Genomic DNA, 13,074 nt, shown 5'->3' with positions numbered 1-13,074 from the left:
GTCCGCTTCAGTTCCTCCGTCGTCAGCCCCAGCATGTGCAGCACCTCCTCCCGTTTCAGCTCCGTGAACCGATACAGCATTATCCGCGTGATTAACTCTATTATCACCTCCCGCTTCTGAACAGTCTTTTCCTGCGTGCTGTGCGCAAGGAATTTCGCTGCTTTTGGCATTTCTGCTCTGGAGAGCGTCATCAGCTTCATCAGCCCTAGACTCAGCGGCAGCTCCTCTGGCGAGGGCAGCTCACTCAGATACACCCGCCGTAGGCGATCGCTTTGGATGAGAGGAACATAAGGGGTAATCTCTTTTTGCTCCGTCTGTGGGTCAGGGTAAATCACCACCGCCTGCCAGTCAGAAAACGTATCGCGCTTCAGCCGTAGATACAGAAAAATCTCCGCAAAGAAGCGCTCGTAGAAGGTATTGTCCCGCTGAAACTGCACTTCACAGAAATACACCACCCCTGCGGGGTCAGGGGGGACAAAGACACCATCAATGCGAAAGGTGGTTTCCTTGAGTTCAATCGAGTCAAAGCGGTAGCCTTCAGAAGAGTCTAGACCCAAGAGGTCAAAGAAGGTTTGGGGCAACTGGGCAAAGAGTTGATAAAACAGGGAATCACGACGCATGGGTTAAAGGGAACAAGGGCAAACCTCTTGAAGGGCATGGGCAATGCCGTAGGCTTTAGTGGGTCGTGGGTAGTGTACTTAATGTCACGCCTTGGTAATAGTGGGTCAAAATCTGGTCGTAAGTGTAGCCCCGCAGTGCCATACCATAAGCCCCCCATTGGCTCATGCCCAAGCCATGACCGTGACCCCGACCCGTAATCGTAAAGGCCACCGGCACACTTTGTCCTGTTTGACTGGCCACATTGCCGTACTCCGGCGTAATTGTTAGGAGAGTACTACGCAGTCCCAAAACCCGCCGTAGTTCACTGCCTGAAATCGTACGGCTACCCGCAGTGCCGATAACTTGTACTGAGATGATTCGCCCTTGAGGCGTCAATTGCAACGGGCGAAAGCCAATGATTGTACCAATACCGGGGAGGCGTTGTTGCAGTTGTGCGGCAGTGAAACGAACCGTCCACTGAAAGTTGGGGGAGACTTGGTCAAAGTCAGGAGCACCGCGCAGGTAAGGCACTACTTTTTGCCAAATAAACTCTGAATTTTCGGTGTGTCCCCCTGAGGAGGCATGAAAAACCGCCTCGATAATACGACCGTTGTACGTCAGCACTTGACCGCGGGTGGCTGCAACGGCAGCTAAGGTACTGGCAGTTTCCGAACTCACTCCTAAATAAACCTGATGGGTCACCGTGGCACCCACGTCGAAAAGGCTACCCGGACGACGGCGCTCGCGATCGCGCCGAAAGAGAGCAAAGGAACGAGAGGCCACTGCTTGGGCTTTGAGGGCTTCCGGTGGCCAAGAGGGATACATTTCCTTACCCACCACACTCGGCAGATACTCCTCTAAATCCACAAGGTTGATGGCGATAATCCCCTCACTGGTACCCACCAATTGCAACCGCCCGCGATACCAGCGATCGCCCACCTGCACGAGGCCATTGTCTCGCGGCTCCAGAAAAATTTGCCGTCCCCGCACGCCCCCTGCTTGTATCCCCAACCCCGTGAGGGCAGCCGTAATCCTCTGCTGTGGTGCCACGGTTAGGACTCGACCTGCTTCATCCCGCAATTGTGCCGGCGTTGAGCTACTAATTGTTACTTGACGTACCCGCTCCAGAACCGCGACCCGCAATTCTACCGCTGCAGCCGTAAGTTGTAGGAGCAGGCTCATCAAGCAGCCCAGACCCACCGACTGCGAGAGAAAACGCCAACGCACAATCAGGTAAAGCATATTTCACTCCTCACGTGGAGGGCAGTTCTTAACGGTGTTCCCGCAGACCACTCCAACCAATGGTAATGAAGCCCACTGCCAATAGAAAACTACGAATGCTTACCCTTAGACGATTCACAAAGGCTTCCTGTTGCGCCCGCTTGACAGCTTCCTGTTGTTGGCTGCGGATACGCTCCCGTGCCTGACCCGCTTGTTTATCAAGGGCTTGGGGGTCTTTTCGCAGTTGCTCCAGAATGGCTCGTTGATCTGGCGGCAGTTGATTGTTCTTGAGGAGCTGCTCCAGTTGGCCGCTACTGGCCAGTTGTTTGATTTGCTGTTGTTCCTGCTCAACCCGGATTTCCGCCTGTGCGGCCTCTTGATTAATTTGGTTCAGCGCCTGTTCCGTAATTTGACCTGTAATTGAGAGGTAAAGAGGAATCCCCAGCAGGCAGAGCAACCCCAACAAACTGGAGAGGACAAAGACCCAAAATCGCCAATCCTTAAAGGCAGGTTCCCCCGGCTGCGGCTGGGTGGCACTCCCAGAGACTGCTTGAATCCAAAAGCCCGTGTAGATAAAGACAAACCCAATCAAAGGAGTGGCACCGCGCTCGATGAATTGGTTGAGGACCGTAAGTTGCCACTGGCTGTTATTGAACTGGGGAGCAATAAAAAGGATGCCCCACTCTGTCAGAAAGGTCAGCAGTAGGATAATTCCCACCAGTTTTAGGAACTGAGCCGCCAAGGGGACAGGTCGCTGGGTTGATTTTGAAGCGGTCATGGACTGCGAATGACTCGTCAACTACTGCATCAACCTTACTGGATTTTAGTGCTGTTGGTTCATGTGATGGGAATAGACTTCCCTGGGGAGCGGCTACCTTTGGCCACCGCAACCTTGGTATACTCCAATTGTGTATGGCGCTGCTGCTGCTGGGTTTAGGGGCACACTTCCCCCCGGTATTGCCGGTTCGCCATCCCTTTGCTCATTGAGGCACAACAAATCCATGGTTATTGTGGCAGTCTTAGCGGCAGGACGAGGCACACGGATGAAATCCTCCCTGCCAAAAGTTCTCCATCCCCTCGGTGGGCGATCGCTAGTGGGTTGGGTTTTGCACCAAGTTCAGTCTCTGCAACCGCAACGACAGTTTGTGATTATCGGCTATGGGGGAGACGCTGTTCGTGCGGCTTTAGCGGATCAGCCCCAATTGGAATTTGTCGAACAGAGAGAGCAACTGGGAACTGGCCATGCGGTGCAGCAACTGTTGCCCTACCTCAAGGACTATGAAGGCCATCTTTTGGTGCTCAATGGCGATGTACCCCTCCTACGGAGTCAAACCCTTGCCCACTTGCTCGAAGTGCATGAGCAACACAACAATGCGGCCACCATTTTAACAGCACAAATTCCCAATCCCCAAGGCTATGGCCGCGTGATTTGCGATAGCCAGAATATCCTCAAGCAGATTATTGAAGACCGCGACTGCACCACCGCCCAAAAACAAAACTGCCGCATCAATGCTGGGGTGTATTGTTTTCACTGGCCGCAATTGGCTCAGGTTTTGCCCCACCTCCAGTCCAATAATGATCAGCAGGAATACTATCTTACGGATGCGGTCAATGCCCTCAGCCCCGTGATGGTCGTGGATGTGGAAGACTATGAGGAGATTCTTGGTGTCAACGATCGCGTTCAGTTAGCAGCCGCCTATCAGGTTCTGCAAAATCGAATCAAGAAAGCTTGGATGCAGGCAGGGGTCACCCTCATTGATCCTGCAAGTACTACGATTGAGGACACTGTGGAATTGGCAGCCGATGTGGTGATTGAACCCCAAACCCATCTGCGCGGCCAAACCCGCATTGGTAGTGGCAGTCTTATTGGCCCCGGCACGTTGATTGAAAATAGTGTGATTGGCGAACGGGTGACGGCGCGCTATGCCGTCATTAGCGATAGTGAGATTGGCAATGATACCCAAGTGGGACCTTTTGTCCATATTCGCCAGCAAAGTGTGGTTGCCGATCGCTGTCGCATTGGCAACTTTGTTGAGCTGAAAAAAGCGCAGTTAGGGAGTGACACCAAGGCCTCTCATCTTGCTTACCTTGGCGATGCCACTTTGGGCGATCGCGTGAATATCGGGGCAGGAACCATTACCGCCAACTATGATGGCGTGCACAAACACCCGACCCACATCGGTAGCGGCAGCAAGACGGGTGCTAACAGTGTTTTAGTTGCTCCGGTAACCCTTGGGGAAAATGTCACGGTGGCGGCGGGTTCAACGGTCACCGAAGATGTACCGGCTAATGCCCTTGTCATTGCCCGCTGTCGTCAGGTGGTCAAACCCAACTGGCAGCCCAAAGCTTAGTCCGCACCACAGCAGGGTTCAACGCCCAGCCGCCGCAGAAGTAAATCACTCACCGCATTGGCCACCGCAAACTCACTGTAGAAGCTTTGGGAAAAATCAAACTCTTGCAGCTCCGTGACCAGTGCCAAGAGAATCCCGCCCAGATCGTGCTCCCCTTCCAACCGCTGACGCCGATACACTTGGGCGGCTCGCTGGGCGATCGCCAGATTCACAGCCTCCGGCAAATACTCGGTGTTGAGCCAATGGAGGAGGGCTTGCTCCAGCCATTCCGCATCCGCAGTGCAGTCGCCACAGGGGGGAAGCTGAATCGGCGGAATCGGGGTACCCATGGCAGAGTCCTAAACTTGTCTGATTACGTTCATCTTATAACTGAACTGGAGGGATGGGCGATACTGGATTCGAACCAGTGACCCCTTCCGTGTGAAGGAAGTGCGCTACCACTGTGCTAATCGCCCTACTTCAGACAATTTTTAATCATATCTTGGAGTGCAGGCTTTTGTAAATCGCTCAAACCAGGCTGCGGCAAATTTCATCAAAGGCGGCGGCAGGATCCGCTGCCTGTAAAATGGGGCGGCCAATTACAAGGTAGGACGCACCGGCAGCAAAGGCGGCAGTCGGTGTTAGCGATCGCGCTTGATCTGCCGTTGCGGTGCCCAGGGGACGAATCCCTGGGCAAATTCTCAAAAATTCCTCTCCCCAGCGTTGTTTTACCCGTGCAGCCTCCTGGGGAGAGCAGACAATGCCCGCTAGTCCCGCTTCATGGGCGAGATCGGCCATGCGTTCAACATAGGTGGCCAGATCCAGGGGAATCTGGAGTTCCTGCTGAAGGGTAGGTGCATCAATGCTGGTGAGCAATGTGACGCCGATAAGTTGGGTAGTGCTGTCTGCGAGAGCCGCCTGAGCGGTTTTCAGACCCGCTAACCCGCTGGCGGTGTGGATGCTCACAAAGTCCACCCCATAGGGGGCGATCGCCCGTGCGGCAGCTGCCACCGTATTGGGAATATCGTGGAGCTTCAAATCGAGAAAAATGCGCTTCCCCTGATCCTTGAGCACATCCAGAATAATCGGCCCACTGGCGCAAAAGAGTTCTAGCCCCACTTTCCAAAATTGCACCTGGGGCAGCCTATGAATGGTGGCGATCGCCACCTCTAGATTAGGCACATCCAAGGCCACAATAATTTTGCTGGCAACAGCCGCTTGGGAATTAAACAAGTCGCTTGGGTCTCCTCAGACGATTCACGTTGGACGGCGCACACAGCGCAACAACCACAGTGCCACAATAATACCCGTCAACTGCGCTGCAATCGTATTCACCTTCGCCTGAATCACAAAAATTTCCAGTGGCTCAATCAAGACATTGGTAGCATAGACCGCCGCCCCTTGGGGAATGGAGAGCACCTTGAGCACCAGCATCCCCACATTCCACTCGGCGGCTGCCACGGTGAAAATCATCCCGGCAATATTCACCCAAAGACCGATATTCAGACTGCGGATAACGTGCTCTTTGGTCGGGCGTTTTTGCGGCTGATCCAAGCGCCGTCCCAATTGTGGATAGCGATAGCAGCAGTAAATACTCACGCCCAAAAACACTAAGCCAATAATCGCCAGCACTAGACCCAATGTGGGACTATTCATGCCGTTGGGCGGACGATTGAGATTAAATTGGCGACTAAAGATGACGATAATAATAATCAACAATGAGACAAAGCCAAGGACAACCTGTGTCCAAAAGCCAATCCAGCCAAAGCGTTGCAATTCACGGCCAAGACGGTGAAGGGGCTGGGTGGTGCGAGGGGGGGCATTACCGGGAAGACGTTCCATGGTCGCGTGAGGAAGAGAGCTTAGGCTTGATCATAGCGAACGGTTATCAGGTGCCACCAAATAGGAACACCAATCGCTCCAACTGCCCGCATAGAGTTTGGCGGGGGGGAAGCCAGCGATCGCCAGCCCCAAAAGATCCACACAGGCCGTTACCCCAGAGCCGCAATAGACAATAATCTGCTTCGCCGTGGCCAAGGGTTGCCAGTAGGCTTGCAGCTCCGCGGCAGACTTGAGTCGCCCCTGCTCATCGGAGATAGCCTGCCACGGGTAGTTCACCGCGCCGGGAATGTGGCCGGCCACTGGATCAATGGGTTCAATTTCACCACGATAGCGACGGGGTTCGCGGGCATCCACTATCACGGTTCCGGGGTCTCCTTGGGCAGCAATTACTGCCGCGCGATCCACCACCCACTCCGAACGGGGATGGGGGTTGAAATTTCCCGGCCGCGGGGGTGGGATCACACCGGTAACTGGGTACCCCGCCTCAACATAGCCGCGATAGCCGCCATCTAGGACTGCTGCGCGCTCGTGTCCCAGCCAACGCAAAACCCACCAGCAGCGCGCTGCATAGGCAAACCGCGAATCATCATAGGCCACCACCAGCGTTTCTGGGGTGACCCCCATTTGGTTGAACCGTGCTGCTAACTTCTCTGGATCGGGTAAGGGATGACGCCCCCCATGCAGTTGCCGAGGACTGGAGAGATCCTGCTCTAGGTCGAGATAATACGCTCCCGGAATATGTCCTTGGCGATACTCGCGTTGCCCCCTTTGGGTGTCCATGAGGTCAAAACGGCAATCGGCAATCACCAGCGTTGGATCGGCTAAGTGCTCCGCCAACCAAGAGGCCGTTACGGCATAGGGGATCATCGTTGTCCTGCGGCTAGGCGCGCCATTTCACTTTCGGGAGAATGTGGTTGACATCCACCCGGTGCTTGTATTTGATGGCAAAGTTGAGCAGTGAGTCGAGGAGTGAATCCGACAGATAGTGTGGTTGCAGTCCCAAATCTAGGAGCTTAGTATTTTTGGCGTTAAAGTAGTGCTCCTCTTTCTCTACACGGGGGTTTTCGAGATGTTGAATTTCCACCTTGAGGCCAAGGGCTTTGCCCGCTTCTTGCACTTTGTGAGCCAGATCGCCAACACTGAACTGCTCTGTAAATTGGTTGAGGACGCGAAATTCCCCCGGTTCTGCCGGGTTGTTCACCGCCAATTCAATACACCGCACCGTATCGCGAATATCTAGGAAGCCGCGAGTTTGCCCCCCTTTGCCATAGACGGTGAGGGGATGCCCGATGGCCGCTTGAATGCAGAAGCGATTGAGGGCAGTGCCAAAGATACCATCGTAGTCAAGGCGGTTGATCAGCAATTCATCCATGCCCGTTTCTTCGGTGAGCACGCCATAGACCACCCCTTGGTTCAAATCGGTGGCACGCAGTCCCCAAGTGCGGCAGGCAAAGTGGATGTTGTGGCTATCGTGGACTTTACTGAGGTGATAGAAGCTACCGGGCTGCTTGGGATAGGGCAAGGTATCCTTGCGACCATTGTGCTCGATGGTAATGTAGCCCTCTTCAATGTCAATGTTGGGGGTGCCATATTCACCCATGGTGCCCAACTTTACAAGGTGGCAGTCGGGGTTGTGGGTATGAATGGCGTACAGCAGGTTGAGGGTGCCGACCACATTATTGACTTGGGTGAAGACAGCATGTTCACGATCAATCATGGAGTAGGGGGCGGAGCGCTGTTCACCGAAATGGACAATCGCCTCGGGCTGAAACTCCAGGATGGCGCGCTCAAGGAAGTGATAGTTGCAAATATCGCCAATGTAAAGAGCAATTTTCTTGCCGGTGAGATCCTGCCAGCGTTGCAGACGGTGCTGAATGGGGGCGATCGGCGTGAGGGTCTGCACACACAGCTCATTATCCCAGTGCCGCCGAATCAGGCTATCCAAAATCGCCACATCATGACCACGATTTGAAAGGTAGAGGGCTGTTGCCCAGCCACAGTAACCATCACCGCCAATTACGAGGACTCTCATGCTAACCGCGCTGAAATCAATAACTACTCCGCCAGCCATTAAATGGCTTCCATACCACGTTACCAGTAATGGGGACGCGGTTGATCCATTAGGTTAGAATTCAAGGGGAAGTGGGGACAGCGCTTTGGTTTTCGGAAAAGATATGCAGTTTAATCGTTTGTCCTGCCAAGTCAATTTGTACAATATCCCCAAAGAGAACCTCTAGAGCCTCTAATAGGGCTTGGAGTTGCGGTGTGCTGGCCCCCGACTCTTGGTAGAGGCGATCGCTCAACCGGCCGAGGCGCTGCCACGTGGTATAGAGCCGCGCAATCGTACTTTCCAGGTGCGCTGCCTGCTGTAGGAAATCGGTAACGGTTTGCAGTTGCCCAAGGCGCTGGGCTTCCATAAGGACTTGTTCTAGATCCACAGGGTGGCTGTTCAGGGCTTGAATCTGGGGGGCAGCCTCAAGATAGCGGCGCAGTTGACGGGCGGTGGCCGTGACTTCCTTCACGGTGTCCACAGTGGGGTCGCTGGCCAGTTCTTGGCAGAGTTCCTGCTGCTGCGGGGGAGGGAGTTTTTCTAATTCTTTGACCAAGGGGGCAACATAGCGGGGGGCAAGGGTGCGATCGCCGGCCCTTTGGCGCACCACTGGCGGTAGTAGATCGGAGTGCAGGGCAGTCCATTCCTCTTGGAGTTGGCGCACTTGGCGGTGGGTGATGCGATCGCCCGCTGCTGCTGCTTGGGTAATTAGGGCTTGAACTTGCGGATCTGCAGCGGCAGTTTCTAAAAAGGCGCGTTTACTGAAGCGAGAAATGGCTGCCGGGGGTAGAGGACACTCCCTGAGCAATTCATCGGCGCGATCGGCCAACTGAATCAAATCATAGGCGCGACGTTTACTAATCTCGTGTTCTTGGAGCCACTGCTGAAAGCCAATACCCCGCTCATCCCCTTGATGACGATAGCGATCGCGCACCGTCCTTAGAATTTGCCCTCGCCAAATTTCCGTTTGCAGATCAAAACGCTCACACACCTGCCATGCTTGGCGCACCTGTTGGAGAAATTCCTCCTCAGAGAGGGGGGTGTCGGCAGCCGGAATGGGCAAAACAAACTCAGGCGTTGGCTCCATCACTCGGAGAAAACCACAGCTTCAGCAGTATAGCCTATCCCAAAGATTTCAGCTCATGGGCGGGTTGGCAGCGTTTAGGATTGAATTACTGCGTTGACGGGAAGCGTCATGACCACACTACTGGCACCAGCGGTAACGTACCTCACCCCCGAAGCTTACCTCGCTCAGGAAGTGGTGGCAACGAAGCGCCACGAGTATCGTCAAGGAGAACTTTACACTCTGCACGGGGGCAGCGTTAATCATAGTGAACTGGTTCGTTCCCTAACTGTGCTATTGAGCTTGGCACTCAAGGAACAGCCCTACCGCGTCACCTGCAATCCTAATAGTCCCAACCCCAACCCAGTCTCGGTCAAATGCCCATCACCTCTGCCGCTGCTGATGTCTCCCTCAACTTTGGCTTAGTCTTGGTCGAGGGAGAGGATGTGGTGCGCCTTGGCCTGTGGACAGGGATTCAACAGCAGTTGGGGATTGAGCCGCTGGTGTTTCACGATGGCCATGGTCTGATCACTTATCTGGAAAACACGCCCCTCGACCAAGAACGCCATCCTTGGATTGTGCTCTGTGATGCCCAACTCACAGTCAATGATGCCACAACGCCTTGGCTGTGGCAGTGGTTGAAACAGCACTATCCTGCTTTGCGGGTCATGCTCACCGTGCGACCGGCTGCCCTTGAACTCGTCTCCCTTGCCCAACAAGTGGGGGTAGAGGGCATTTACCATCGCAATACGGCGTTAAGGGATCTCTTGGCAGGAATTCTGGCCATTGCCCAAGGGGAAATAGTTCACACCGTAACGCCCCCCAAGCCGCCCTTAAGTGTGCTCTTTCCCAAGCGGTGGGATCGTTGGCGGTATCAGATTCTCCGGCAGGGACTGGGGGAAATGGAGGCGTGGTTGCAGGCTTTGGATCAACACTTAGGGCGATCGCGCCTCTCTCCCCTGGAACGCTTGGTCTGCGAAGGGCGCTATCGGGAAATTCGTGCCGCCCACTGGCTGGTGTCGCGTTTATTGCCGCAGCCGAGTCAACCCCCCCCTGCCCCAGGGGTGTCCCCCGTGCGTCCACAGATTGAAATTATTTCTCAACTGGTGGATCGCTGCTTGCAACGGATGCAGTCGGATCTATTGAATCTAACTGCGCGGCCCTTGGAGTTAGAGGTGCTTACCCTGCAACAGCGGCGGGAATTGCTCTATACCCTTTTGCGGCAGTGGGATCTCCTGATCCGTACCCTGCAAACAACTCCCCTAAATGTTGAGTTTTTGCATCAGCAGCGCGATCGCCTGCTCCAGGAGTGGTGGGAACAAAGCCTGCGGGAGTTTTTTCGCCCCTACCGCTTTCTTCTGGGGAGCGATCGCGACCTGATTGAACTGCTGTTGTCGGAAAGGGAAACGGTTCACCAAGTCTATCTTCAACCCCTGCCCTTGGTGGTGGAGTTTCTTGCCCACCTATTGCTACACCAGCCCCTCACTCTGCCGCAGCAGACCTATTCCTATGGCACAGGAGCGGCCCTAGAACTCCTCGATCCCCTCCTTGATCACTGGTTGCTCACTGGTGCCAATGGCATTGTCTATTCGCTGCTCAATCGCTGCTGCTATAGCGGGGCGGTTCAGCAGACCTTTTTTCAAGCCCAGTACATTTCGCTGCGGGAAATGGAGCGCTTTCGCAACGCCCTCTCTTGGCATTACCGCTGGCAACGTTGGATCAAGGAACCGCAAAACATCTTTGAGAGTCGCTTGGTTTTACTGCGGCTCACAGAGCGAGGGATTCAGGAACTGGCGCTGACCGTCCCCCGCCAAAAAGAGCTAATGCAACTTGAGGGCATTCCCTACGCTTTGACCTTAGCCCTTGAGGCGCGGGATGCCTTAGCTCCGCCGGTACGGGCAGTGGTGGCTTGGGTCGGCAAGGGCATAGTCTATCTATTGACGCAGGTGATTGGTCGCGGGTTGGGACTGATTGGCCGCGGCATTTTGCAAGGGATTGGTCAGTCCCTAGGCGCACCGCGCTCGTAGTTGTTCTCTCTTTTTAACGTCGAGATAACCTTAGCTCCTGAATTCTGTGCTAGGGTGGTAGCTAGGTCTTCTTCAATCCTCTAGCATTCAGTACAGCAGCTAAAAAATCGGCCACCAACATGATCTTTTCGGCAATAGTATGCTAGGGTGAGGGAGGAAGAGTTGTGTTTGCCCTGGGTGGCAAAGGCACTTTTCTGAGGAGTGAAAGGAGTAAATACTTATGTCTCAAAACGTTGCCCGTTGGGCAGTAGGTTCACCAGTAGTGCTTTCTCTGCTAGCTACGGGGGGAATGGCGCTTGCCAATCCTGCCGTTCCAGAACCGACGCAGTCTTTACCTTCAAAAGCAGAAATTGAGCAGAGCCTAGGGCAGCAAGGAAGTTTGCCCCAGGTGACTTCTGTGAGCCAGCTTTCCGATGTCAACCCCACCGATTGGGCCTATCAGGCGCTGGCTTCCTTGGTGGAGAAATACGGCTGTATTGCCGGCTATCCCGATGGCACCTTCCGTGGTAATCGCGCCGCTACCCGCTATGAAATGGCGGCTGCTCTCAATGCTTGTTTGGATGTCATTAGTGACCGCTTTGCCACCAAAGAAGACCTGGAGGCTCTCCGCCGCCTCACCGAAGAATTCAAAGCGGAACTGGCCACCCTGCGCGGACGCGTGGACAAACTGGAAGCCCGCACCGCTCAGCTAGAAGCTCAGCAATTTGCCACCCTCACCAAACTCAACGCCACCGTTATTTTTAACATTTCAGACGCGAATGATATAACGGCACGAGCCCCTGGTGTTGTTGCTCCTCCTCCTGTGGTTAACAACACCAATCCCGTGGCCAACCAGCGCACGCGGTTGAACTTTGACACCAGCTTCTACGGCAAGGATCGCCTGCGGCTGCGGCTAGAAGCGGCGAATATTCAACAATACGATCTTTTCACAAACACCGACATGGGACGGCTGGGGTATGATGGTAATACTGGCAACGCCTTTCAGCTTGGTAAAGCCTTCTACAGCTTCCCGGTAACCTCCAAAGGGCGTCTTATCCTTGACTTCGTGCGGGGAGAATTCAACGATAACTTTAATAACTTCAACCCCTTCTTGCAGTCGAGTGACACGGGTGCCCTGTCGCGCTTTGGCCGTTTCAACCCCATTTACCGCGCCGGTTCGGGAGCTAACGCGGCGGGGGTGAGCTTCAAGTATGACCTCATCAGTAACAAGGAGAAGGGGACGGGCGTGACCCTGAATCTGGGTTATCTAGCTCCGAACTCACAAAACCCAAACGCTAATGCAACTGCTCAAGGCTTTTTGGACGGTGCCTATGCTGCCCTTGCCCAGGTGGATGTGCAGCCGGTGAAAAACCTTGCCCTGGGTCTCACCTACGTTCACTCCTTTGGGCTGGATCCCTTTGCCGCAACGGGGAGTACAGGACCGGGAAGCGCTGCCAACCCCCTAGCATTAGTGGCGGTGACTCGCCAAGCGGCTGATTCTCTAGGCTTCCAATTCACCTACCGGCCGATCCAGAAGCTGAACATTGCCGGCTGGGTAGGCTATGCCAGGCCTTATCGAGTGATTGGTGCAGCGGGTAGGCTTAACGGAATCCCAGTTGACGTCGCAGAAGTACTGAACTGGGCAGTTACTCTGGCCTCTCCCGATCTGTGGCGGAAGGGCGATTTGGCGGGTCTGGTCTTTGGGCAACCGCCTCAAGTGATCAGATTCATCCCCAATGTTCCAACACCTCCAGGAAACCCTAGCTTGACCGCATTTAACTCTTATCACGTAGAAGGGTTCTACCGCTTTGCGGTTTCCAAGAACCTTTCGATTACACCGGGCATCATTGCTGTCTTCAACCCCAACAGCAACCCCAACAACAATACCCTAGTCATTGGGGCAATTCGCACCACCTTTAGCTTCTAGTGCCCCTCTGTCCTTTGAGTAGGTCACTCCCTAGG

Annotated in this window: 13 protein-coding genes and 1 tRNA gene; 4 read left to right on the top strand and 10 right to left on the bottom strand. The window is 54.5% G+C overall.

Translation table 11 applies throughout. The features are described 5' to 3' along the window. The 3 genes from Q0683_RS08585 to Q0683_RS08575 form a co-directional block, all read right to left on the bottom strand. A partial coding sequence (locus Q0683_RS08585; RefSeq protein WP_298977302.1) for an Rpn family recombination-promoting nuclease/putative transposase occupies positions 1 to 620 on the bottom strand: 620 nt, incomplete at its 3' end. 55 nt (positions 621 to 675) lie between these two features. After that, a complete protein-coding gene (locus tag Q0683_RS08580) occupies positions 676 to 1,842 on the bottom strand; it encodes a SpoIID/LytB domain-containing protein (protein ID WP_298613945.1) in 1,167 nt (388 codons plus the stop codon). A gap of 28 nt (positions 1,843 to 1,870) precedes the next feature. Then, positions 1,871 to 2,599 carry an HpsJ family protein gene (locus Q0683_RS08575; protein WP_298977300.1) on the bottom strand — a complete coding sequence of 243 codons (729 nt, stop codon included), beginning with the start codon at positions 2,597 to 2,599 and terminating at the stop codon, positions 1,871 to 1,873. Positions 2,600 to 2,822: 223 nt separating this feature from the next. Between Q0683_RS08575 and glmU the strand changes: the two genes are divergently transcribed. Continuing rightward, the gene (gene glmU / locus Q0683_RS08570; protein WP_298613949.1) at positions 2,823 to 4,172 is read left to right on the top strand and encodes a bifunctional UDP-N-acetylglucosamine diphosphorylase/glucosamine-1-phosphate N-acetyltransferase GlmU; all 1,350 of its coding nucleotides are present in this window, start codon (positions 2,823 to 2,825) and stop codon (positions 4,170 to 4,172) included. Here glmU and Q0683_RS08565 read toward each other — a convergent pair. From Q0683_RS08565 to Q0683_RS08535, 7 genes are all read right to left on the bottom strand, one after another. Next, positions 4,169 to 4,501 carry a hypothetical protein gene (locus tag Q0683_RS08565; RefSeq protein WP_298613951.1) on the bottom strand — a complete coding sequence of 111 codons (333 nt, stop codon included), beginning with the start codon at positions 4,499 to 4,501 and terminating at the stop codon, positions 4,169 to 4,171. The genes glmU and Q0683_RS08565 overlap by 4 nt on opposite strands. A gap of 54 nt (positions 4,502 to 4,555) precedes the next feature. Continuing rightward, positions 4,556 to 4,627: transfer RNA gene (locus Q0683_RS08560), tRNA-Val, on the bottom strand. A 52-nt stretch (positions 4,628 to 4,679) separates the two neighbouring features. Then, positions 4,680 to 5,384, bottom strand: coding sequence for an orotidine-5'-phosphate decarboxylase (gene pyrF / locus Q0683_RS08555; protein ID WP_298617005.1), 705 nt, complete (start codon positions 5,382 to 5,384; stop codon positions 4,680 to 4,682). Positions 5,385 to 5,408: 24 nt separating this feature from the next. Continuing rightward, positions 5,409 to 5,993, bottom strand: coding sequence for a DUF3611 family protein (locus Q0683_RS08550; RefSeq protein WP_298613955.1), 585 nt, complete (start codon positions 5,991 to 5,993; stop codon positions 5,409 to 5,411). Between the two features lie 30 nt (positions 5,994 to 6,023). Next, entirely contained in the window at positions 6,024 to 6,860 is an 837-nt protein-coding gene (locus Q0683_RS08545) for a sulfurtransferase (protein WP_298613957.1), read from the bottom strand. A gap of 13 nt (positions 6,861 to 6,873) precedes the next feature. After that, the gene (locus Q0683_RS08540; protein WP_298613959.1) at positions 6,874 to 8,025 is read right to left on the bottom strand and encodes an NAD-dependent epimerase/dehydratase family protein; all 1,152 of its coding nucleotides are present in this window, start codon (positions 8,023 to 8,025) and stop codon (positions 6,874 to 6,876) included. Between the two features lie 100 nt (positions 8,026 to 8,125). Continuing rightward, entirely contained in the window at positions 8,126 to 9,130 is a 1,005-nt protein-coding gene (locus Q0683_RS08535; RefSeq protein WP_298613961.1) for a hypothetical protein, read from the bottom strand. A 108-nt stretch (positions 9,131 to 9,238) separates the two neighbouring features. On the opposite strand from Q0683_RS08535, the gene Q0683_RS08530 reads away from it, so the two are divergent. From Q0683_RS08530 to Q0683_RS08520, 3 genes are all read left to right on the top strand, one after another. Beyond that, positions 9,239 to 9,532 (top strand): hypothetical protein, encoded by a 294-nt coding sequence (locus Q0683_RS08530; RefSeq protein WP_298977296.1) that lies wholly within the window; start codon positions 9,239 to 9,241, stop codon positions 9,530 to 9,532. Then, a complete protein-coding gene (locus Q0683_RS08525; RefSeq protein ID WP_298613965.1) occupies positions 9,484 to 11,133 on the top strand; it encodes a DUF3685 domain-containing protein in 1,650 nt (549 codons plus the stop codon). The genes Q0683_RS08530 and Q0683_RS08525 overlap by 49 nt, the downstream gene beginning before the upstream one ends. A gap of 220 nt (positions 11,134 to 11,353) precedes the next feature. Then, the gene (locus tag Q0683_RS08520) at positions 11,354 to 13,039 is read left to right on the top strand and encodes an iron uptake porin (protein ID WP_298977294.1); all 1,686 of its coding nucleotides are present in this window, start codon (positions 11,354 to 11,356) and stop codon (positions 13,037 to 13,039) included. Positions 13,040 to 13,074: the final 35 nt, after the last annotated feature.

It is taken from the genome of uncultured Thermosynechococcus sp. (assembly GCF_938074695.1).
Taxonomy (GTDB): Bacteria; Cyanobacteriota; Cyanobacteriia; order Thermosynechococcales; family Thermosynechococcaceae; genus Thermosynechococcus.
The sequence above is the reverse complement of the archived record's forward strand: the minus strand, read 5'-3'. Positions and strand labels throughout refer to the sequence as shown.